The organism is Pseudomonas sp. HD6422 (assembly GCF_025377065.1).
GTDB classification, from domain to species: domain Bacteria; phylum Pseudomonadota; class Gammaproteobacteria; order Pseudomonadales; family Pseudomonadaceae; genus Aquipseudomonas; species Aquipseudomonas putida_U.
This window is the reverse complement of record NZ_JAHWIW010000003.1, coordinates 25,647-46,600: the sequence shown is the minus strand read 5'-3', so window position 1 is coordinate 46,600 and position 20,954 is coordinate 25,647. Positions and strand designations below refer to the sequence as shown.

Genomic DNA, 20,954 nt, shown 5'->3' with positions numbered 1-20,954 from the left:
CCTGCAGACCATTGACCCCACTTTTCCGGCTTAAGGCGACACATGAGATTTCAACCTGAACTGAAGGGCAGTCCAAACGGCACGCTGCCTGATGAAGCTATTCGCAAGCACGCAGCGTACTTGTCATCCGAGACAGTCAATGTCACTTATGGCGGTTGTATGAGTCGGGCCCCGATTCTGCTGGAGTACTGGAGCGACGGGGATCAGTTTTCTTTCCGCTTCAGTCCGACGGCGTTGAGGTTTCTTGAGGAAGTCGATGACCCGCGCTTGGAGTTGGTGGCTGATCTCTTCTCAGGTATTGACCCTCAGGCTGCGCCTTCGGCTGTAGCGGTCATTCTGAAAGCTCGCAAGACAGGAGGACTGGCCCATGCCATGCGACTGCTTGCAAATGAGGCAAGAACCGCGCGGCTTGAGGATAGAGCCAAACTCCAAAAAATGGCGGGTGAGATGAGTGTGAGCTTAGAGATGCAGCGCCGCGGCGTTCGATTTTTTCCTAAGCAGGTCATTCGAAGGGTGACCCGAGATGCAGCCAGATCCTTTGGATCATTGCAAAGCTCCAATGAGCCTGGCCAACAGTAATTCTTGAGTTGCACGTAGTGACCAAGGTGATCCTCCACCAAGGCCCATACACTGTCCGGCTTTTAGCAAGCAGGGCTTCCTCAGTTTAGGTTGATCATGGCCACCAATATTTCACGTGAAACGCTCACAAAGCTGTGCGAGATACTTGTTGAAAAGCGCAACACCTCAGCTCGTAGGGAGGGGCTGACGAGATTTGAACGTCAGGCTCTGAAGGAGGGTGTAGCCAGGAACACGGACATTGGCGACTACCTGATTACCACTGAGACACGAGCCTTCTCAATCATCGAACACATCTTCGAAGAGTTGCTCGTTCCCTTTGGCATTGCTCAGCAGTCTGTTGGCCGTCGCCCGGTCGATCCTGAAGACGAAATCACTCTCACTCAAGCTCTCAATGCCGTCGACGCAACTGCTCTGATCATTGGTCTGCAACGGGTCGGCCTTCAGGTGGAGCCGTCGCGGCTGGTTCGGGAGCTGACAAAGACGCTGGATGGCAGAGAGGTGCTCACCAGCAATGAGCTTGAAATCGTCCTCTATGATCACTACGTCGGCCGCCGCCGCACAGTGCTGAATGCAGCTCAAGGTCCGATTCACCCTTTGTGGCCCGAGACGACTCACCAGGACGAAGCAGGATACCGTTTCACCATGAAATGGGACGGGGATGCTGTGGTCTGGCTTGAAGTCCTGGGCCCAAGGTATCGGAAGCCAGAGCCTCAGGAGCACACGATATGCGAGTACTGCGGGCATTCGTACTACACGAATAACACGCAGGAGGCTCGCATCCATAGTGAGGTGCACAGTCGTAAGAAGCAGATGATTGACCCCCAGCCAGATGAGCAATTTGCAGAGCGATTGTCCGCCCTCGGCCGGGCTGGGGAACTCGTCGATCAGAGCTCACCCCTCTGGATGCATGGAGCTGTCTGCGATCGAGCTTTTGAGTTCAAGCGCGAGTTCAAATACGACTTTGTACAGTGGGATGGTTCCTCTACCAGGCGTGCAGGGGAGGATTGGCAGGGCTGGCTCTTTGCTGCAGACGACATGGGTGCGATTGCGGGAGCATGCGGATTCATGCGTCGCGACGGCGCCATTGAGGGGCCTGAGTGGTCCTTGCAATGGATTTGGCTAGCACCGAAGTACCGGCGCGCCGGCCTTCTGGAGGCAAGGTGGCCATCGTTCCTGCAAGCCTATGGTGACTTCGACATAGAGCGGCCGCTTTCGCCAGCAATGCAGGCCTTCGTCCGAAAGCACGGCACCCAATCGCAACAGGCCGCTCTGCCTGCTGAGTAAGCTCATCATCCGCAGCGCCGACCTTTGAGTAGTTGAACGGACATTTTGCGCCGTAAATTGTCCGTTCTCCTGATCTTCCTGCCCGGCGACATCTCCTCAATGCAAGCTTGCCTAAACCGCCCGCCGAAGGCGGTATAGGCCGTGCATCCGCAGTCCCTAAATAGCTCGACCTAATTCTGTACGCCCAATTTGGGATGACACACGCCCTGAAGCCGGTATCCTCCGGGTCTCTTTCGGAGCCAGCTGGAGGGCTACTTGTCGCGTTCGAACGAAAAGGCGGTCTGGCGCACCTGGAGCACCTTGAAGGCATCCCATTTCTCATCCCGCTAGAGGAGGTCGACGCCCTCCTGGCGCTGATTCGTCCAGAGCAGCGTGTGGGCTAGCGATCACGGTCACGCTCAGCGGGCCGTAATTCAGACACATCCCTGGCGTGAAATCATTATGATATTGCCGCGGACTGCCTGAGAGCTTCCATATAGCAGGGTAGGAACCTCTTGAAACCTGAAGAACGGCAGTTAGGTTCAGGGATAAAGCTTGATTCTCACCTGATTCGGCACACTGCTTTTGGATAATGCGTAGCTTCTGGCTTTCGGAGCTGCAGTTGCCGCTTCTACACCAACACTGACAAGGAACCGTTGGATGCTCCTAGTTTTGCTCGCGTGCCTCAACGCCGTCTGTTTGCTAGCAGGCCTCCTCTTCAACGCTGAGCTCCTAAACGTCGCCGGCGCGGACATACCGCTGAAGAAACTGCAGGATCTCGAAATATACAGCCAGATCCTGGCGTCAGTGACCGTCTGCCTGACTGGCTGGCGAGTGTGCATCTGGGCTCACCGCCGTTGGGGAGGGGAGAAGTACCTCTGGCACAGCGTGGGAGTGATGACATTGGTCGCCGCTCCTGCAACGTGGTGGGTTCAGGGGGAGGCCCCGGATCTCATCGCTGAGAAATTCCCTCACACCCTCCGGGTATCCAGCCTCTACGCCTATGTCACTAAAAAGGGGCTGCTCTATGATTCCATTCAAATCCCAGGGCTTCCCTATCAGGATTACCGGGAGCACGGCGAGGGCAAGGCATTCATTGCAAACCTCGGGATTTTGATGAGTGCGCAGGGGACCTACGTAGAGAAGATCGACGGGAATTTCCCAGCATTTGCTGAGGCCGTATTCAAGGGTTACACGCGCCGCAACGGCGATGCGCTCTACGAGCGCCTCCAAGCTGAAGTGGTTCCAACCACTTTGGATGTCATTCGCGCGTATGCCCAGCTTGAAGCACTCCGGGCTACTGGCATAGGCAATAGTGAGTGGAAACCCATCCGGCTGCCCAAGCCTGGCGGGGACCTCGGGTTTGAGCCAACAGTTGCTGAATACGCCCAGGCGATCAAGCCAGGCCTGCGTAGTCGGCCGCAGGTCGCTCAGTCTCCTGAGGTCCTGTACATGGCCAGCCAAGCGCTAGGGCCAATCTACGTGAAGGGGATGAACGTGCTTGCCAGTCGCGAGCAGTTCGAGAAGTACCTTCCGCAGATCGCCCGCAACATGGCCACCGATGTTGCGCACACCGACATCCGTGGTGAGCAAGGCCTGAATGTGCTCAAAAACATGTGGTTCGTCCCCTGGTCGCTGTTGAGCGGGCTCTTTCTAGGAGCACTCAACCTGGTTGGCCTGATCCTGTCCGCCTGCGAGCGGCGGGGACTGATTCGAGGCCGCCAGTGGCTGCTGCGTACCGTCTCCATCGCTGCAATCGTGGTTATCCCCCTAATGGCCGGCAATGCCCTTGTGCAATCTGAAGGGTACAAGAAGGCCTTCCGCAGCATTGATCACGGGCCGACTCTGGTTGCGGGTGTTTTTCATTGGGCAATGACTGCTGAAGCAATGCTCTACAACCTCACCAAGCCACTGCTTAAAGCAGAGTGACTGTTCGTAAAAAGGAGTTTCAACGTGCGTAAGAAGTTTGTCGCCACTTGCTTGGCTATCGCCATCGCTAGCACGACCGGGTGCGCTCAACTGGGAATCAACAAACAGCAGGCCGGTACGATCATCGGCGGCCTTGCTGGCGCTGTCGCTGGCGCGGCAATGGGTAAGGGTACCGGCAAGATTGTGGCAATCATCATTGCCGGCAGCCTCGGCAGCTACCTTGGTAACCGTATCGGCGCCAGTCTCGATGAAAAGGACCAGCAAGCCTTGGCGCTGCGTACCCAGGAAATCCTCAACCAACCTGTAGCCCCCAACCGACCCACCACCTGGGCGTCGGACCATTCTGGGGCGACTGCTGAAATTGTGCAGGGCAAGGAGTTCACGCAGACCAAAGTCGTCGAGGTCAAGCGCGCCCCTACAATTCAGGCCGTACCCTCGATGCGCTTGATCAACGAGCCTTACGTGACCAAGTCGAGCGTGAATGTACGATCCGCCCCGAATTTGAAGGCTGGAAAGGTCGGCGGACTTGCTCCGAGCACAGAGTTCACCGCGGTAGGCTCCACCGGTGACTGGGTTTTGGTTGGTCGGAAAGGTGTCACTGTCGGATACGTGCACAAGTCCTACGTACAGCCGAAAGAGCAGGCCGTAGCTCAGCGAGTGGCACCAGCTGCCCACTTGGACGATATGGACGTGAAAGCGAGCAAAGAGACCCAGGCATTCGACTTGGACTCTATCCAGACTCTGCAGACCCAGCAGATCGCGGCCGAAACATCCTGCCGCCCGGTGACTGTGAGCCTAAAGTCCGCAAGTGGCCAGCCTGAGCAGCAGCAGAGCACCTTCTGCAAGCAGAACAACGGCACTTGGGAACTGATCTAAGGACAGCGATGAAATTTAGCGCTCTCGCGCTGGCTGTGGTTGGAGCATTCGGTCTTGTGCCGGATGCCCTATCTCACGAGTTGGCATTTTCGAAGAAAGACCAGGTCATGGTTGAGGTCCCTGGTACCGCGGATACCTGGTGTAAACAGGACATTGAACTGACCATCTCGCGGCCCACGTGGGACAACCAACAAACTCTTGAGCGTTTGGTTTCTGTGCTACCGGTCGTCCTCGGGAAGGATTGCCCGGCGGCTAAAGTAACGTGGAAAGCCGTCGACGCATCTGGCAAGCCATATGCGAGCGGTTTTGGTAACGCTGCGAACCTGGGTATCGTTTCCTTGGCGCAACCCCAACTACGCCAAGATGGCCCTACCACAGCTCTCTCCTCGGCCGCCTCAACAGTCGTACCTGGAGCAGAAGCTGGAACTCAAACACCGGCTGGCACTGCAGGGTCGACTGCAGGGATGAATTCTCCAAAGGCGGAGGCAACAACACAAAGTGTTGCAACAGAGCCGGTACCGGCGCGGGCACAAGATGAGCTGGCAGCTGTGACAGGGGACACAATCCCCGCGGCGGTTGTCGAGGCTGTGGCTACCGACGGCGACCGGTCGGTTGTGCTCAGTAACACCCAGCTCGCACAAGTCGAGGACGGGGAGGAACGGGCTCAGGAAGCACGACGCCAGATGGAGCGCATGGCAAACCTGCACACTCGGGTGCTAGCGCGTTACGAACAGCTCAAGGCCAGCCTGAACGATACCAGCGGGCACGAGAGTGAGGCGCTGGCACAGCTTGCAGGGATCAGGGCTCGATTTAGCTCCCCGTTGGCCATGATGGACCCGGGCAGTTCAATGAGAGCCAGCCCGATGATGGTTCACGTGACTGGCCATGAAGGTGATTACTATCAAATCGACTTCCCAGGCCCGGGCCGCTTGCAGTCCGATCGGAAGCTCGGGAATGAATGGTACGTCCTGCAGGCAGCGAACCTGACCCCGGTCGCTCCACTCGTCGGTGGTAAAGCCGTCCCGACATTCAAGATCTACTTGGCCGAGGAGCCGGAGCCTTGTAAGCAGGCGAGCTGCGCGGAGCGCGTTTCATTTGGCGCGGTGCTAGGTCGGGAGTTTCCCGATGCTGGAATCGATTTCAGCTGGACCCCTGAGGTATCCCAGCAGCACCTGAACGCCTGGAAGAACGCTTCCGCACAAATCCAGTAAGGCATCACGATGACCATCTTAAAAAACAGAAAGGCCCAGCTGATTTGCGCTCTCTCCATGGTGGTGTTGGGCGGAGCTTCAATCGCCGGCATGATGAACACTGGCGGGAAGAAGACCCTCGCTTACTACGAGGACTTCAAGCAACGGTTCTACCTCCAGGATGTCCTCGCTGAAGGTGACATCTCCTACAGCATTTTCTCTGGGAACCTGACCGTCGAGAACCCTGAGATTCGCCTAGTTGCTGCCCGAACCAATGTAGCTGAGCAGTTCCTGCGAGGGCTGTACGGACTATTCGGTGCCTCCCTGGATGGGACCACAGAAGGCGGCCTGGCTGATTGGGCAAAGTACCAGGTTGGATCAACAGTCGGCCGCGGCACAGCTGGCGCTTACATCCATGCTGATGAGTTGAAGCTCAGCCACAGTGGGGATAGTAAAAGCGGCAAGATCCGTATCCAGCTGTTGGGTGTGGACCAGAGCAACCAGTACCTGTCGCACCAAGGGTCAGAAATGGTCTTGGTCTCCGATGTACCTGATGAGGTTCAGCCTGGTGATGAGATGGGGCCGCATGGGGAAGTTGTGAAGCCCAAGTACTCGTGGGGTGCCAACATGGCCGTTCGATCACCGGTGACGGGGTCATTTCTGATTGCAGCCTCGGGGGAGTTCGGAACCAAGGTCGACCTGGATCTAACAATCACGCGCTCCGACGACGGAGAAGGGACCATGAGTTTTGTGGTCACTCACCGTATCGATGGGAACGAGGTGGGCCGGATCGTTCGCGAAGCTCGGTTCGCTGCCCTGCCTGAGCTGGATGCCGTCCAGGAAACGCTCAAAACAGGTCTGACCGCCTTCATCGTCGGCGCCTACGACAAAACCGCTAGCCAAGCCATCCTGACTGACGCTGCCGGCAGTTTCGCTCGTAAGGCCAAGGTTGAGAGCTATGCACTGACCTATAAGGGATTCGAGTCGCTCAAGGTGCCTTACAGCCAGGCTGGCAATTCGGGCAGTGCGTTCTGCGATTCGGCAGGCCTCGCAACTTGGCAGAGCGATTTCGGTAGCAAGGATAAGACGCACAGCGATTCGGAGTGTGGAATCGCGTTGGCCTTAGCGAAGAGCGGCTCGTTTGAGGAAACCTACACGTTCCGTCCTGAAAAGACCTTGTTTGCATCCCTTTTTGTCACACCTGGATTTGAACTCCAGACCAATTAATCAGTGACCTGCGACCCGGTACCCCTGGGTTGCAGGATATTCACCTCGCGCCCCTAGCCCCGCTTCCTTTGTCGACCTGAACAAACGCCAGCCCCTTTTTTTGTCACCTCGACCATAGAACCTGCCATGGAACAGGCTCAAGATCAGGGCAAACAATAACTGACCAATTGGTCAAAGGATGCTGGAAGATGAAAGTCGTCATTGCTCCCGATTCCTTCAAAGAGAGCCTTTCTGCTCAGGCCGTTGCAGCGGCCCTGGCGGAAGGGGTACGGAAGGCCGTCCCCGACGCTGAGATCGTGACCATTCCAATGGCTGATGGCGGGGAAGGTACTGTCGCTGCTGTTCTAGCCGCGGCCGGAGGTGAACTTCGATCCACTCAGGTCGCCGGGCCGCTTGGTTGGGAGGTCACCGCTTCCTGGGGTTGGCTTGCAGATACGCGCACCGCAGTGATCGAGATGGCTGAAGCTAGCGGCCTTCACCTGGTGCCTGCCGGCCAGCGCGACGCAACGCGGACCTCAACCTATGGCACTGGCCAACTCGTTCAAGCGGCACTTCAAGCGGGGGCTCACCGGATAGTCATGGGTTTCGGTGGAAGCGCTACGAACGATGGTGGGGCAGGAATGCTTCAGGCCCTTGGGGCCAAGTTCTTGTGCGATGCCGGTACCGAGTTGAAGCCTGGCGGGTTGGCCCTTCAGCAGTTGGCCCGTATTGATCTGTCGGGCATGGACTCTCGGCTGCAGGACGTCCAATTCGAAGTGGCATGTGACGTTGACAACCCGCTCACCGGCGAGAGAGGCGCCTCGCATGTCTTCGGCCCTCAGAAGGGGGCAACGCCTTCCCAGGTCCGAGAACTGGATTCGGCGCTGGGCGTTTATGCCGACATCGCTGCCAACTTGCTAGGCAAGGACGTGCGCAATTCACCAGGAGCCGGCGCTGCGGGTGGAATCGGATTCGCAGCGAAAGCATTTCTTGACGCAAGCTTCCGCCCGGGTGTGCAACTAATCGCCGAGCTGGCCGGCTTGGCTGACGCGGTGAAGGGGGCCGACCTCGTAATCACCGGGGAAGGTAAATTGGATCAGCAAACCTTCTACGGCAAAACCCCTGCAGGCGTTGCAGCTGTTGCAAAAGCGGCGGGAGTACCGACGATCGCTATTGCCGGTACCCTTGGTGAGGGCTACCAGCTCCTGCGCGAGATTGGCATCTGCGCGGCGTTCTCTATCACCGCCGGGCCTATGACGCTCGAGCACGCCTGTAGCCACGCCGCGGAGCTGCTTCGTGATCGAGCGTTTGATGTGATGAGTGTTTGGGCTCTCGAGCGTCCGAAGTCATAGGAGGTGTTCCTTTCATCTGGTCAGGTTTGATCCACGATTAGATGCCGTGCCTAGCACGCGGAGCCAATGGTCGTAGAGAATTTTCAAGTCACTGGTGAGCCTCACTAGCGATGCCTCGACCTTGGCCCACGCTGCGGCATAAGGTGATCTTTGAAGGTTTGCTAAGACTGCGTGGCTAGCATGTGGTCAAATAGTCGCCGAAAAATTAGCGGCGGGGATCTGTGGTGACCAGAGCATGAAAAGGCCAAAAAAGGATCTGCGTGATGCAGATATGTCAGCGTATGGGCAATTTGCCTGGCAAGACGCATTGTCTTTAGCCACTTGGCTTACAAAGTCATTTGACCTTGAGGCCATACGAGAGAGCTATGAGGCCACCTCAGTTCAGGACAACCACGAATTCGAAATAGCCAATGCTGAAATAATCCAGGAGCTTTTAGCCAGGCCTGAGGGGCAGCGCTCAGCTTACCTGCGTCGTGTCAGCAAAAATGTGAGTAGCTCGACGCAAGGTATGCTGATTGTTATGGCGATCATTGCCCAGGTGCGTGTCATGGAAGTGATTGAGTTGCGTGATAGGTTCCGCTATTCACTCTCCCCAGGCGGAGGCACCCGTATTACCTGCGCCAATATCTACGCATTCAACAATGCAATGATGGATGTGAGCTTCATGGCGTGGCCAGCGGCGGTGTTTGAGGCCGCATCAGCGAAGGAGTCTGAGCGGATGTCCCAGTGGGCGATCATTGAACCCTTTATAGACGAATTCTCGAAAGCACTCGAACGCTCCCAGAAAGACGGCTGAACGGGTTGTCACACCCAGCGGTAAGTTCTTCCAGACGGAGTTACCGAGCACAGGACTTGTTCACAGCTACGGTATTCATGATTCAACCCGAGGGTCCGTGACGCCACTAGGAAGGGGCGCGTTGAGCGGGCCAGAGCACCGCGGCGGACTGAAGCGGTAGCCCACGGCATCAGTCGTTGATCGCTCAAAGTTACGACAGTTCAACCGGAGCCTTGATTGAGCCTTGCTGGGTACCGTTGCTCCTATTGATATTTCCCCGTCGCGTTATTGCTACCCTTGGCCCTTCAGCTGGTTAAACTGGCCAGCAGACTGTCATTGCTTGAATGGGCAAGGACGTATGCAGCTGCCCGGCGGCCACCGCCGGCACATCAATGGAATAGGCGACCAACTTTGACTCAATCCCTCAAGCCAGGTGAGAACACAGGACTCAGCGTTGCTAACGGACTTGTGCAGGTAACCCATGCGGCTGGCGCAAATCTCGATGTGAACCTGACCGCCTTCTTGTTGACAGACGCTGGCCGCGTCGAGGATGACAGTGGCATGGTGTTCTTCAATGCCCCAGTCCACGCCTCAGGCTCAGCAACGTTCACTCCACCGAGCAACCAGGCAGGCGTGGTACGGCACAGCATCAGTTTCGACCTGAATCGACTCCCGGCCGGCATCAACAAGATCGCGATCACCCTGACGCAGGACGGCAGCGGGGGTGGTTTTGCACAGGTCAAGGACCTCAGTGCCCAGGTAGTTGTGGGCGACCAGGTGCTGGCGCTAACGCCTGATACATTCCAGGCGGAGACGGGCATCACTGTACTTGAACTCTATGTTCGCAATGGGCAGGCGAAGATCCGGACCGTGTGGCAAGGATTCGCCTCGGGCCTGGCCGGCCTCTGCAACATGTATGGGGTGGAGGTCAGCGATGAACCTGAGCAGGTCGAGCCAGTAGCTGCACAGACCAAGCCGGTGAACATCACCAAGTCGGTCATCACCTTGGACAAGCCTGGAGCTGCCCACAAGGTCTCGCTCGAGAAGGGCGCTGCAGCGCCAAAGACGATCAAGGTGAGCGCTACCTGGGTGGACAATGGCGATGGTCGGGATAATGACGACCTTGATCTCCGTGTCGGCATACTTCGTCCTGACGGACGCATGTCAATCATCCAAGCCCCTGACAAGCGAGGGTCATTCGAGTCTGACCCCTACGTTTACCATACGGGCGATGTGGTCAGCGCGAGTTCTACTGCCCCAGGTGTGGAGACAGTAGAGATCAATCCGGCTATCTCGCATCGAATGGGTGGGAGGGTGGCTCTTGTTTGCAGCGTGTACTCGGCGGTCGACAACGGTGCTGTCTCGGTAGCGTCGCTTAAGCCCAAGATGCGCATGGAGTACGGCGATCAGATCGTCGAGTGCGCGTTTGAGTTCAAGAGCGGATTCTTCAGCAGCATGGTGTACACCTATGTTCTTGGCACCATTGAGATCGATGGTGATGCCATCACGATAAGCCCGAGCGGGGTTACCTCAAGGACCGGATCCGAAGCCACACCCTGGCTGACCCGTAAGGGTGACAAGGTGGAGTTAACCATGGATGGTCCACACGTATTCAAAGGCCGGCCGATCGAGCGAAGCGGCAAGAAACAGTACATTTGAGTTGGGGCTGGCACGCTTCCAAGCAGGAGTGTGTCAGCCACATCTTCCACTACGTTGGGAATTAAATGAATCGGGTGCCAATTTGTATCGTGCTAGCTTCGATGTTGCCATTGATTGGCGTCGTCGGGGTCCCTGCGCTCGTAACTTCCTTGGGTGGCCCAGTGGCTGCTCCACCAGATTACTCAACCCCTGTGTTAGCACTGGTACTAGGTTGCGTGTTGGCGGCTATCTTGGAGTTCTTGAACAGAAAGTCTGAAAAAGACCGAGTGATGGTCGATGTGAAGGCAAACATTGTAACCATCGCCGGCGTCAGCACCGAAGGGGCCTACTCCACCTCAGGTCATTTCGTTGCCTGCCAAGCTCAACTCGCAGAAGACCTTCATAGGGCTATTGTCGCAGCGCTGTTCAAGCCGGGTCAGAAGATGGCGCTTCGTCGGACGGCATATGTTCGTGTCTGGCCTGAGACCTTGCCAATCACAGAGTTGGAGCTTGACGCACTGCAGGCAGTAATGAATGTCGAATTTATTTACCCCATAATCGAAGTGATTGAACCGGGGGCGTGCCCACTTCAGTACAGAGTGTCAGAAACATGAAGCTGAATGAAAATTCACAGGTCAGCGGGCGTATGGAGCTAAGTGAAGAGGAGATCGATTTGATAATCAAGCACCGGCAACGCCGCATATCACCTCGGCTCAAAATCGCGCAACTGGGTTTGTTTTTAGCTGCGCTCAGTGTTGCGTATTTAATGCCAGTGGTTTACTGGCAGGCGCTTAAAGTCTCCCAGAATGGTAATGTCGTGGATGCCCCTGCACCGTTGTCGTGGGTACTAAATCTCATCAACTGATGCATAGGTCATCACCTATTGTAATCTCAATCGCCCTGCGTCACGGGAGCGGGGTTTTGAGACCGGCCTTCTTATAGTCTTTGCATTACTCGGCAACGAGGGAACCCCGTGCAGCCCCAGAACTGCTGCCCTTCATTAGGCCCAGATTTCACTGTTCGAAGTGTCAGGGCTTGGCCACATTTAGGGCATTGTCTTTCTGCTGTTGGGTCGCTTCGACGTTTGAGGTTCTGCACATGCTCTTTGTGGGTTGCCAATGTTGGCGCACGACGGCCGGTTCGCAGCGCAGCCATCATGGAATCGACCTCAACGTCGCTATAGACCACTTGTTGGAATGATTTGATGTATCTGATGAACTTAATGCCTTGAGTCACACAGGGAGGCATTTCGGTTTTGAAGGTGCTGCCTCCGACGAAGGAAATAACCGAATGCAAATGTTCAGGGTTAACGTCCAGGGCGGCTTCCAATGCTTTAAGGTGCTTGTAGTTTTGTCGCAGTGGGTTCTGAAATCTGAATGTCCGTTTGTAAATTTTTTGCGTCCATTGCGCCTGCCTTTCCCCGCCAAATATCCATCCACTCATGTTCTTCGTCTCCAGTACGAAAATTCCGTAGCGTGAGATGAAGACGTGATCAATCTGTGTGGTGCCGCCCGGGGTGTTAAGCGTGATGTTATGCAGCCTCCGGTACTCTGATTTGTCCAGTTTCATATGGGCAACTATCCGCACAAGCAGCTCCCCGATGTGGCCCTTGGCCCAACGAGTTTTGAGCAGACCGATCAGCAACGCTATCGGCAAAAGCCAGCCGAAAGAACTCCAGACATGACCTGCGGCGACTAAAACTTCCATCCTCAACCTCTGATAACACAGCCCTGGACTGTATGCTTGTCGACCTGCCGGTGTTCAGCATTGAACACCTCCATAGTGCCTGGCGGGCTCATGCGCATTATCGCCTCGAGCCTTAGCGGTACCCGGTTCAAAAAAATATCGAGAACCCTGGCACGCAACCAGATCGTGCAGATGAGTGCTTGAACCCGGCCCGGAAAGAATTACTAGAAATCCGAAATTTACAAGCCAGTGATGGCCGAGCCCATTTCTCAGCGTCCTACGCAGGGCATTCGGCCAACCACGAGTCCGAGATTCGCTACTAAACGGGCCTTTCGTATGTGAATGATGAATACTCAACGGCGTGGCCACGCGCTTTGGAAATCAAGGCAAAGCTATGGCTAGTATTCGCAAGCAGGCCATCCGCTAGCTCATTGTCGGGATGGTCATCCTGCAGGCTGAGATATTCCGAAAGACTCTCGCTCAGGACCAAGGCCCCCAGGTTGTATCTCCTGAATGACTTATACAGGTGGGAGAATGGGACGGTGAACCGGGTGGACGAATGGCTTACCCAGTCATGGCTCAGGATCAGCGCCTTTTTGGCAGTTCGCGGGATACGGTGCCGGCATTCCGCATCGATCTTCAAAGCCAAGACAAGGATGGCTGGCGCGAGCGCCGGGGTACCCTCGATCGCCTTCGTGTCGAACAGTACCCAGTCGGACTCGATGCCCAGGTCGAAATTGCCGTCAAACAGTCCTGCGTATCGACCTCCGCCGCAGAAGGGTGCAAGCGCCAGGGAAATCTCGGACCCTTCGAGCCCTTGCCAAACGAAGTCATCTAGCGACGCAATGAAATCTCTCATTGTGGGTTCGCGCGTAACAGCATGGCGCTCCCTGCCTCTGTAGAAATCGTAGAGGGCCTCCTGCAGAACTTGAAGCAGCTGTGGGTGCTCGGTACAGAAATCAGGAGAAACAGAGCTCATCATGAGATGAAGGATGTGTGCGATGGCCATGCGATCCTCAAGGCCAATATTCTCCCCATTGGCAACGAACGGATTGAGGCAAACCCGGGGTGTCTGTGAAATATGGGGTAGGGTGAGCGACACGTTGGTGAAGCCCGCGCCCGCCAGATGATTCTGAGTCCCGTTGTGGGTTACCCAAATGGTATGGGGATCATGCGGCAGGATGGATTTGATAATTGTCGCTGCCGCGAGACCGCGGTTTACTTCAGGCGAGTAGGTAGCAACTCCGTGTGCGCTGCCATACGCCGGGCACCAGGGATCGATCGGAAGCAAGCTGCATTCTTTAGGCATGCCGGCCGCAAGCTGGGCGCGGTTGTGGAACTCAGCACGCTCCTTGAAGGAAGTTGAAAGCCCAGCATCAGAATCGAAGCATTCCTGGAGAAGTCGGTACAGGCGGATGAGAGGAGGGCGCAGTCTCAATTCGCGCTTACAGGCGTCTTCGAGCATGGACAGTGCTAGCGCGAGCTGGCCCTGGCTGATGGTCACCATGCCCTTCATCAACTCATCAAAGGCAAAAGTGGACCACGGATCAGCTCCAGTGCCAGGCGGGTTGTCTAAGAGGGTCTGTAACGGGATAGCGACGAGTTCATGTTCGGAAGCGAATTTTTCAAGTGACCTTGCCACTTTCCAGGCGTCGCCTGGAGCGCTGAGGGCCTCGTGTCGCTTGGCGGCACCTTGTCTATCAGGATGTCCTGCAAGGAGGATGCGAATGTTCTCAATCACATCGTAATGGCTGGCACGAAGTGAAAGAAGAAAGGCCTGGCTGTTCAGGGATGCGAATGTGTCATACCCCATGAGAGACGCGAGAAGCTCGTAGGTGTGCCCTACGGAAGGCATCGTGCCCACATCCTCGGCGAGGTATTGGCGGAGCGTGAAAACGAGATTTTTGAGCTGCATGAGTCAATCCTCAAGGCCCGTCGACTGATATGAGAGTGCGCGTTTAAATCCTGTCGGCGAGCGAGAGGGGTGAACGAATTTGATGGTGGTGCTTTGCCTTGTTCTACTCACGCACAAGTAAGCCGGGCGGCGGGGCTACTATATGGGAACGAGAGGGAGTGTGGAAGCGTAAACAGTTCGCGTCCGGGCATCTTCCTGGGAGCGCGGTGCCGGGGGACCTCGTCATGCGGACATTCAAAGGCTGAGGATGTTGGTTTGACTCGTGAATTCACGTTCTTGATGCGCTTGAAACATAGGGTGGGCTCCTCAGCCAGGTTCCGGTCCTATTCGATAAGCCCCACATGCACTGGGCTATGCGAGTGTGGACCAGAGGTGCGAACAGAAATGCCAGGCAAGGTAAGGTATTGAGCCTTGGATTCAGCAGGTGCTCATAGGGCGAGCTGGTGACTGATGATGTGGCGGTTGACGCTGGGTGGCCGGTCAATCGATTTCCGGAAGTGGGGTTTGGATTGCAAACGCAATGAGGGGTGAGATCATGATCCACTCCACAAACCCCAGATACTGACTTTCGATTTGAAGCCTCTCAAACTACTAGTTCTGAGCTTGATAGCCAATTTTATCCTCCCCACTACTGGCAGTGCTGCCTGGAGTGAAATTCGCACTGGGGGCTCTACCACGCCTGGCATTTGGCAGTACGTTACGTGTACAGGCGGGTATGGGAGCGGCTGGCAGAGCTGCGAGCCAGATCTGACAATCTTTCTGGTTGCTACCCCGCCCAACCTGCCAGCCACTGGAGCTCAAACCACCATCCTAGCCACAGTGACTGACTACTACGGGAACAGCGTCGGCTCGAGTTTGAAGCTGAACTGGCAAACCACTGACGGGTCTCTGAGCGCAGGCCAGACTCTGACTGACTCAGAGGGTCACACCTCAGTGACTCTCAAGTCGTCAGCAGTCATAGGCGGGGCTACCGTCACTGCAACTCCAGCCTCCTACGGCGGCACGGGCTCGATCTTTGTCCCGTTTGAAGACCTGTGGAATCCGATCGCTTCCCACTACACCGACTGGGTGGCTTATGGGGCGCCATACGACTGCTCGCCGTGGTCACCTGATCCATCAACAGTCGCGAGCGGTACAGAGTTCACCCAAACGTCCGTCTGTACACTCCAATATCAGAGTTATCGGCAGGATCGAGAGCAGAGCGCAGTGACAGGTACGATCAGGAACGTCGGCGGCCCGATTGCGCAATACACGACAGCTCAGGTCATTCAGAACCAACAAGCAGTTGGGACGCAGCCCCCCCCAGCGCCCTCTGGGGCATGTGTTGAGTTGTACGACGGTGAAGAGTACTTCACCAAGAATGGGAGAGGGACCTTCATGGAGCCCGACGCTCGTAATGGTCATATTTCCTACCAGGCTAGCGGTCGATTCAGCTTCATTTACAGCGGGTCAATGCCCGTTATGGGGCTGAAAGAAATTAGCAGGGGCATGGGTGATGATCAGAAGGTGAACCGGCTTCTCGAATCCTATCGTACTAATCCCGACTACTGGATCCACGGTAATGATGGCGGGATCTATTATCCCTACAAGGTCCACTCCACCTCATCAGGTGCTGACACTGATTACTGGTATTGGTGGTACTCGGGAGTGTGTGTCATTCAACGCCCTACCAACTGATTCGAAGCTGGGAAGCTCCACTGGCCCTTGCCGCACTCCCAGCGAGGAGTGCGCGAGCAGGGTACGCTGAGGGGACGTTATAATTCGTCTCTTATGTTCACTGGGGCTTCAGCGGCTGCGAGAGCTCGCTGAAGCCAGTTTGAGGTAGGTAATGAGCAGCAAATACCCCGTTTTTTCCGAATTTCAGGTTGAAACCGCTCTGGCTGAAGCTGCTGGTTTGATCTTCCATCCACAGCTGTTCCGTTCAATGCCCAAAATTAGCTTGGGCCAAGAGGGGGAGCAGTCACAGACCGAGCCACCCATGGACAATTGGCCCGGCAAGATTGCTGCTGCCTATGTCCGCCTGCCTGTGCTTTCCAATTTCATCCAAGCATGTGCATCAGACGCTCTGCGTGTTCTGATGGCGGACGATCCAAAGGCGAATCCGACCGGATTGAAGGCCGACGAGATGTGCAGCTCAGCCAAAGCCCAGGCGGTGCTTAGGAGCTTCATTGCTCAGCTAATTCAAAGACCCTCAGACGCGAAGTGGATTGGAATAATCATGTTCTCACTGCTTCGTACTTCTGAAGAAACTATCGGCAACGCAGTATCCGCTGAAGAGATGACGGATATGACATTCGCAGTCTCGATGATGAATAGTGCAATTGTGTCTGGCGATGCATGGGAGCTTGGCTTCGTAACTAAGCGTACTCTTACAGTTCCAGAGATCGAATCAAGCCTAAGAAATCACATTGCTTCGCGCGTCACCATTGCGCTTTCCTCGATGGTAGCGGCCGATCCTGATGCAATTTTCTTTGAAGGGCAGGGTGTTTCGTCATTTCACTGAAGGCGATGTAAAGATTAGATTGAATGCGAGGCCTGGCACTTGTGGGTAAGCGACGCTAAATGTCAGGCCCCGTATCTTTACTTTAGTATTCGACAAATTTGGTGGTAATTCATTGTGAATGGTCTGCCCCAGTTATCATACGTTACATTCTTGTCCACCCAGTCGCCGCGGTAGTAGATATAGTTGCCTTTTGTCACGCTACTGATATTTTCATCAATTATGCCTACGTTGTCCTCCCATATCCAAGCCGCAAAACCTTTGCCAGACTCTACGGTAGGGGCATAAGTCCAAACATACCCACCTAAACCATACTTGCACTCACCAGGCGGTGTGACAGGAACCTCGGGTTTCGTCCCGACGGAGTTCCTGGAGGCTGACTTGGGAATTGCTTGGTACATTGCAACAGGGCTCCCAATCTGCCTAATTGCGCCTGTAACGACGCTTTGCTCGCGATCCTGGCGATAAGCAACCTGGTTCTGTGTGCAACTTGCAGTCTGAACGAATTCAACACCTACCGAAACAGTGGTCGGGCTTGGTGACCATTCGCTGCAGTTGTAAAGCTCACCATAGTCAGTCCACGCTGTATAAATTGAAGCAATTGCTATCCATTTATCAGTAAAAGGGATAAAAATAGAGCTACTTTGTCCGCCGTCAACCTTTGTGCTAGCTGTCACGACAGCCCCTGAAAGGACAGCGCTCGACTTCAATTGAACGGTGGCAACTCCTTCCTCATCAGTTAACGACTGATTGCTGCTGAGGGTGCCTGCTGTGGTTTGCCAAACTACATCAATTCCTTCTCCCAGGTTCACTCCGTAAAAGTCCATCAATGTCGCCGTGATGGTAGCAACTTCACCCGTCGCCGCGATCGATGTCGGGTTTGAAGAGAGGACAATCGAGATGGGCATTTCGCATGATTTCCAGCCAGAACCGTGATCACAAACGACTGGTTGCCAACCCGATTGGCCCGACCCTGAGATGCGTATGGGATTCCATGACAGCTGTGAAGCTGTCGCCGGCGCTGCCGACATGAGGGCGGCTAGCCCCAAGCAGATATGGGGGAGGGTGTAAGCCCTTAATTTGACCTTGGGCCAGCCGCCTAAGCCTCTTCGGGTGGTAGGCATTCTGTCCTTCCACTGACTGTACATTGCAGATTTCATTTTTTTGTGCCGCGCCTCAACAATCAATCGAGTGGAATTGTGACATGTTGAGGCATGGACAACCCAAAACGGTGTAATGCAAAATTCACTTGCGTATTGAGGATTGTCGCCATGGAGCCGGCGGGGTCGTGATTTTGCTAGTTGCACTGGCTGTGTACAGCTAGGTTTTGCGTTGAGGATGCGATGAAAAAGCAGTATGGCTTCACCCTCCTAGAGCTTGCTGTGGTACTGGCGATTCTGGCCCTGATGGCCATTGCAAGCACCCCGAAGTACATCGAGGAGATTCAGGAGCGCAGAGCTGCAATCGCTATCCAGGAAACCCAGATGATTTTGGACGCTGCTCGGGTATACAGGGTCAAGAACAGCGGAGTTTGGCCAGGCGCGGCCGCGGGGAACTGTCTGTCAGCGATCAGCGTCATGAAGGAGATGTCACCTCCGCTTTTACTCGGAGATTTACAGACCAATAAATTCGGAAATTCGGTGGCCACGTCTTGTACGGCAGATACGTTCAGCATCGACCAGGCCATCGTTAAAGACTGGGACGGCTACGTGATGAATGGGCTCCCGGCAACAACCCTGGTTTCTGCCTCCACCTATCGGATTCGAACTACGATTGGCTCGCCTGGGAGCGAGCCGGCCCTCTACAACAAGCTCTCTCGGAACGCTGAGGCTAATGCGGAGCTCAACCGGATGAGAACGAACCTTCTGATGTCGAACTTCAACATCACTGAGATCAACAACCTCAGCGCGGTTGCCATCGATGCCACTGGGGCCGTCACCGCTCAATCTGTGACAGCGCGCGCAGACGCCTCCGTTGGCGGTTCCTTGTGGGTTACCGGCAATCAATCCGTCAACGGTTCTTCTCAAGTCACAGGCAATGAGCTTATCTCAGGCTCCTCACAGATCGGCGGCAACCAGGCCGTCTACGGTGACAGCCAGGTATCCGGCACTCATACAGTCCTTGGATCAAGCAAAGTTTCAGGTGACCAGCTGGTCGGGGGTGAGCTGCAGCTCGGCAAGGTGGTTTCGTCAGGTGCAGCATGCAAGACCCCGGGAGCACTGGCTCGGCTTTCCAGTGGCTCACCAATGTACTGCATGAACGGAGCCTGGACTGCGATGGGGGGTATCAGCGAACCGACGCGGGTTTCTGGTAACGCGCTGGGGGCGTGGAAGCTGTGCACCTTGAACTACGGCAGTGGTAACTCAAAATCTCTAACCTACAGCAATGGTCAGTGGTACTACAGCGGCTCCGGCACTCAGGTAGTCTACTGCTATCAATAAGGAGGCAAGGCTTGCAGCAGGCCGTTGCTCCATCAGAAGACCTTGTCGATTGAGCTATTCTGTGGAATTTCGCATTTCTGAATTACAGACACTGGCAGATGCCTAGGGGGCACGGCCTACGCGGCCTGCAGCCTCTTGTTGCTTAATTATGAGAGTTTCCAGTGGGATTTATCATTTATGACTTCCACAGGGATTTATCATCTATGACTCCCACAGGGATTTATCATTTTTGAACGTCAGACGTGAGAGCCTAGGGGCCACGGCCTACGCGGCCTGCAGCCCCTTGTTGCTTAATTAGGAGCATTTCCAGGAGGAATTTATCATTTTTGAAGCAAACCTGAGCTGGTGCCCAAGGAGTCAGGTCAATGGTGCTGCGGCTGGTGTTGCGAAATTGAAAGGGATTGCAGCAAGCGCTGGTTGCCGCTGGGGGGAATGAACCTAATGCAAACCTGGCGCAGAGTCGTTGCCAGGCTTACGCTTCTCGATGGAAACCACAACTCCCATAGCCGAATAGGCCCGCGAAGGGACGATCGGCTAGAGGGCATTCGGCAGATAAAGACGGGGATGCTATAATCCGTAGGATGATATTTTTCAAAATTAAGGAAATCGCCTTGCAAGGAGAATCGTTTCAGAATTGGGGGGAGATTGGCATTAAAACGATCGTTTTAAACCCTGATGAATTTCCGCCAACTCCTATAGGCGGAAATTCGCAAGTCTCTGATTCTAAAGGATTTTTCCGATATTTTTGGGGCGAAAGGCGCCTTTACGTGGCGCTTTGCCATCACCTGGTTGAAAAACCATCCCAGCCTTAAAACCTTGCCGCCGTAATCGACCCTTTCTCATTTTCTCTGCGCGCGCTTCAGCCAATTCCTGTGCAGCTTCGTCGCGAGAAATTTTCTTCGCTTCAATTCCAAGGTGCTTCCTCAGCTCGACAACTAAAGATTTGGGGATATTAAACTCATAGGAAACGACTTCATCAGCCATGAAGCCAAGAGCTAAAATCACTTCAGTTGTGACGCTGTAATGCCTGCGCTTCTCGTATGGATGGGCCTGTAGGAGAATTCGTAAGAAATCTAAGGACTCAAGATCGATGCCATAGATCTTTGAAATCTGGTACAGGGGGACTACACCAAAAAGTTTCGTGGCATTTTCCTTCTCTAGCCGTTCGCACCCTACAAGAGCATTGGTTTTCATGGCAGCACCCTCTGGACCTATCATTATAAACCCCTCATTTTGCTCTGAGTGGTTTGCGGACGAGCGGCTGGATTCCACGCAGATCAGCAGCTGCGCGGGTTACCGCCCGCAGCGTCGGGCGATTGCCCAGGCCGCTAGGCATTTTCTACAGGTCCTGCTTGCTTCAGATTGGTGGTGGTTGATAGTAGGCATTGACGGGCGTATAAGAGAGCTTATGAAATAAGGAATCTGCTTTGTACTTTTTTGATCCCATAGCTTGTCTCTCTCCTTTTCCGTTGTTCATGTTTTTCCTAAACTCGCTTTTGAATTTCCGCCTAAAACGTAAGGCGGTAAAAGTTCATTGCTTTTTGGGCGGGAAAGTATTCGAGCGTGAAAATAAAGTCTGGATGAAAAGTTGGGGATATGATTGA

General features: G+C 55.0%; 18 protein-coding genes. 14 read left to right on the top strand and 4 right to left on the bottom strand.

Annotated elements, in window-relative coordinates:
- Positions 1–42 precede the first annotated feature (42 nt).
- From KY379_RS02505 to KY379_RS02455, 11 genes are all read left to right on the top strand, one after another.
- Positions 43–579: a hypothetical protein gene (locus KY379_RS02505; protein ID WP_139813930.1), complete on the top strand. Its 537-nt coding sequence runs from the start codon at positions 43–45 to the stop codon at positions 577–579.
- A 96-nt stretch (positions 580–675) separates the two neighbouring features.
- Positions 676–1,863, top strand: a complete 1,188-nt coding sequence (locus tag KY379_RS02500) for a hypothetical protein (protein WP_084851942.1) — start codon at positions 676–678, stop codon at positions 1,861–1,863.
- Positions 1,864–2,502: 639 nt separating this feature from the next.
- Entirely contained in the window at positions 2,503–3,771 is a 1,269-nt protein-coding gene (locus KY379_RS02495; protein WP_084851940.1) for a hypothetical protein, read from the top strand.
- Between the two features lie 24 nt (positions 3,772–3,795).
- Positions 3,796–4,647 (top strand): SH3 domain-containing protein, encoded by an 852-nt coding sequence (locus KY379_RS02490; RefSeq protein ID WP_084851938.1) that lies wholly within the window; start codon positions 3,796–3,798, stop codon positions 4,645–4,647.
- A gap of 8 nt (positions 4,648–4,655) precedes the next feature.
- Positions 4,656–5,858, top strand: coding sequence for a hypothetical protein (locus tag KY379_RS02485; RefSeq protein ID WP_181727103.1), 1,203 nt, complete (start codon positions 4,656–4,658; stop codon positions 5,856–5,858).
- Positions 5,859–5,867: 9 nt separating this feature from the next.
- A complete protein-coding gene (locus KY379_RS02480; protein WP_084851934.1) occupies positions 5,868–7,064 on the top strand; it encodes a hypothetical protein in 1,197 nt (398 codons plus the stop codon).
- 188 nt (positions 7,065–7,252) lie between these two features.
- Positions 7,253–8,395: a glycerate kinase gene (locus tag KY379_RS02475; RefSeq protein WP_084851933.1), complete on the top strand. Its 1,143-nt coding sequence runs from the start codon at positions 7,253–7,255 to the stop codon at positions 8,393–8,395.
- 235 nt (positions 8,396–8,630) lie between these two features.
- Positions 8,631–9,191 carry a hypothetical protein gene (locus KY379_RS02470; protein WP_139813929.1) on the top strand — a complete coding sequence of 187 codons (561 nt, stop codon included), beginning with the start codon at positions 8,631–8,633 and terminating at the stop codon, positions 9,189–9,191.
- Between the two features lie 390 nt (positions 9,192–9,581).
- Positions 9,582–10,829 (top strand): TerD family protein, encoded by a 1,248-nt coding sequence (locus tag KY379_RS02465; protein ID WP_084851929.1) that lies wholly within the window; start codon positions 9,582–9,584, stop codon positions 10,827–10,829.
- Positions 10,830–11,059: 230 nt separating this feature from the next.
- Positions 11,060–11,422 (top strand): hypothetical protein, encoded by a 363-nt coding sequence (locus KY379_RS02460; protein WP_139813928.1) that lies wholly within the window; start codon positions 11,060–11,062, stop codon positions 11,420–11,422.
- On the top strand, positions 11,419–11,673 hold the full coding sequence (locus KY379_RS02455) for a hypothetical protein (RefSeq protein WP_084851926.1): 255 nt from the start codon (positions 11,419–11,421) through the stop codon (positions 11,671–11,673). Before KY379_RS02460 ends, KY379_RS02455 begins: the two co-directional genes overlap by 4 nt.
- Positions 11,674–11,744: 71 nt before the next feature.
- On the opposite strand, the gene KY379_RS02450 is transcribed toward KY379_RS02455, so the two are convergent.
- Complete coding sequence (locus KY379_RS02450) at positions 11,745–12,515, bottom strand: nuclease-related domain-containing protein (protein ID WP_084851924.1); 771 nt, start codon at positions 12,513–12,515, stop codon at positions 11,745–11,747.
- Between the two features lie 298 nt (positions 12,516–12,813).
- Positions 12,814–14,409: a hypothetical protein gene (locus tag KY379_RS02445; protein ID WP_084851922.1), complete on the bottom strand. Its 1,596-nt coding sequence runs from the start codon at positions 14,407–14,409 to the stop codon at positions 12,814–12,816.
- A 573-nt stretch (positions 14,410–14,982) separates the two neighbouring features.
- Here KY379_RS02445 and KY379_RS27335 point away from each other — a divergent pair.
- Together KY379_RS27335 and KY379_RS02440 are read left to right on the top strand one after the other, a co-directional pair.
- Positions 14,983–16,086 (top strand): Ig-like domain-containing protein, encoded by a 1,104-nt coding sequence (locus KY379_RS27335; RefSeq protein WP_409977259.1) that lies wholly within the window; start codon positions 14,983–14,985, stop codon positions 16,084–16,086.
- 151 nt (positions 16,087–16,237) lie between these two features.
- Positions 16,238–16,912 carry a hypothetical protein gene (locus KY379_RS02440; RefSeq protein ID WP_139813927.1) on the top strand — a complete coding sequence of 225 codons (675 nt, stop codon included), beginning with the start codon at positions 16,238–16,240 and terminating at the stop codon, positions 16,910–16,912.
- A gap of 77 nt (positions 16,913–16,989) precedes the next feature.
- On the opposite strand, the gene KY379_RS02435 is transcribed toward KY379_RS02440, so the two are convergent.
- Positions 16,990–17,817, bottom strand: a complete 828-nt coding sequence (locus KY379_RS02435; RefSeq protein WP_084851919.1) for an Ig-like domain-containing protein — start codon at positions 17,815–17,817, stop codon at positions 16,990–16,992.
- A gap of 435 nt (positions 17,818–18,252) precedes the next feature.
- On the opposite strand from KY379_RS02435, the gene KY379_RS02430 reads away from it, so the two are divergent.
- The gene (locus KY379_RS02430; RefSeq protein ID WP_084851918.1) at positions 18,253–19,350 is read left to right on the top strand and encodes a prepilin-type N-terminal cleavage/methylation domain-containing protein; all 1,098 of its coding nucleotides are present in this window, start codon (positions 18,253–18,255) and stop codon (positions 19,348–19,350) included.
- A gap of 723 nt (positions 19,351–20,073) precedes the next feature.
- Here the strand turns inward: KY379_RS02430 and KY379_RS02425 are convergent.
- Positions 20,074–20,544, bottom strand: coding sequence for a hypothetical protein (locus KY379_RS02425; RefSeq protein WP_139813926.1), 471 nt, complete (start codon positions 20,542–20,544; stop codon positions 20,074–20,076).
- Positions 20,545–20,954 lie beyond the last annotated feature (410 nt).

Bases quoted from the DNA above. Each gene is read 5' to 3' on its own strand.
- KY379_RS02505 (WP_139813930.1), top strand. From the start codon at position 43: ATGAGATTTCAACCTGAACTGAAGGGCAGTCCAAACGGCACGCTGCCT.
- KY379_RS02500 (WP_084851942.1), top strand. From the start codon at position 676: ATGGCCACCAATATTTCACGTGAAACGCTCACAAAGCTGTGCGAGATA.
- KY379_RS02495 (WP_084851940.1), top strand. From the start codon at position 2,503: ATGCTCCTAGTTTTGCTCGCGTGCCTCAACGCCGTCTGTTTGCTAGCA.
- KY379_RS02485 (WP_181727103.1), top strand. From the start codon at position 4,656: ATGAAATTTAGCGCTCTCGCGCTGGCTGTGGTTGGAGCATTCGGTCTT.
- KY379_RS02480 (WP_084851934.1), top strand. From the start codon at position 5,868: ATGACCATCTTAAAAAACAGAAAGGCCCAGCTGATTTGCGCTCTCTCC.
- KY379_RS02475 (WP_084851933.1), top strand. From the start codon at position 7,253: ATGAAAGTCGTCATTGCTCCCGATTCCTTCAAAGAGAGCCTTTCTGCT.
- KY379_RS02470 (WP_139813929.1), top strand. From the start codon at position 8,631: ATGAAAAGGCCAAAAAAGGATCTGCGTGATGCAGATATGTCAGCGTAT.
- KY379_RS02455 (WP_084851926.1), top strand. From the start codon at position 11,419: ATGAAGCTGAATGAAAATTCACAGGTCAGCGGGCGTATGGAGCTAAGT.
- KY379_RS02450 (WP_084851924.1), bottom strand. From the start codon at position 12,515: ATGGAAGTTTTAGTCGCCGCAGGTCATGTCTGGAGTTCTTTCGGCTGG.
- KY379_RS02445 (WP_084851922.1), bottom strand. From the start codon at position 14,409: ATGCAGCTCAAAAATCTCGTTTTCACGCTCCGCCAATACCTCGCCGAG.
- KY379_RS02440 (WP_139813927.1), top strand. From the start codon at position 16,238: ATGAGCAGCAAATACCCCGTTTTTTCCGAATTTCAGGTTGAAACCGCT.
- KY379_RS02435 (WP_084851919.1), bottom strand. From the start codon at position 17,817: ATGCCCATCTCGATTGTCCTCTCTTCAAACCCGACATCGATCGCGGCG.
- KY379_RS02430 (WP_084851918.1), top strand. From the start codon at position 18,253: ATGAAAAAGCAGTATGGCTTCACCCTCCTAGAGCTTGCTGTGGTACTG.
- KY379_RS02425 (WP_139813926.1), bottom strand. From the start codon at position 20,544: ATGAAAACCAATGCTCTTGTAGGGTGCGAACGGCTAGAGAAGGAAAAT.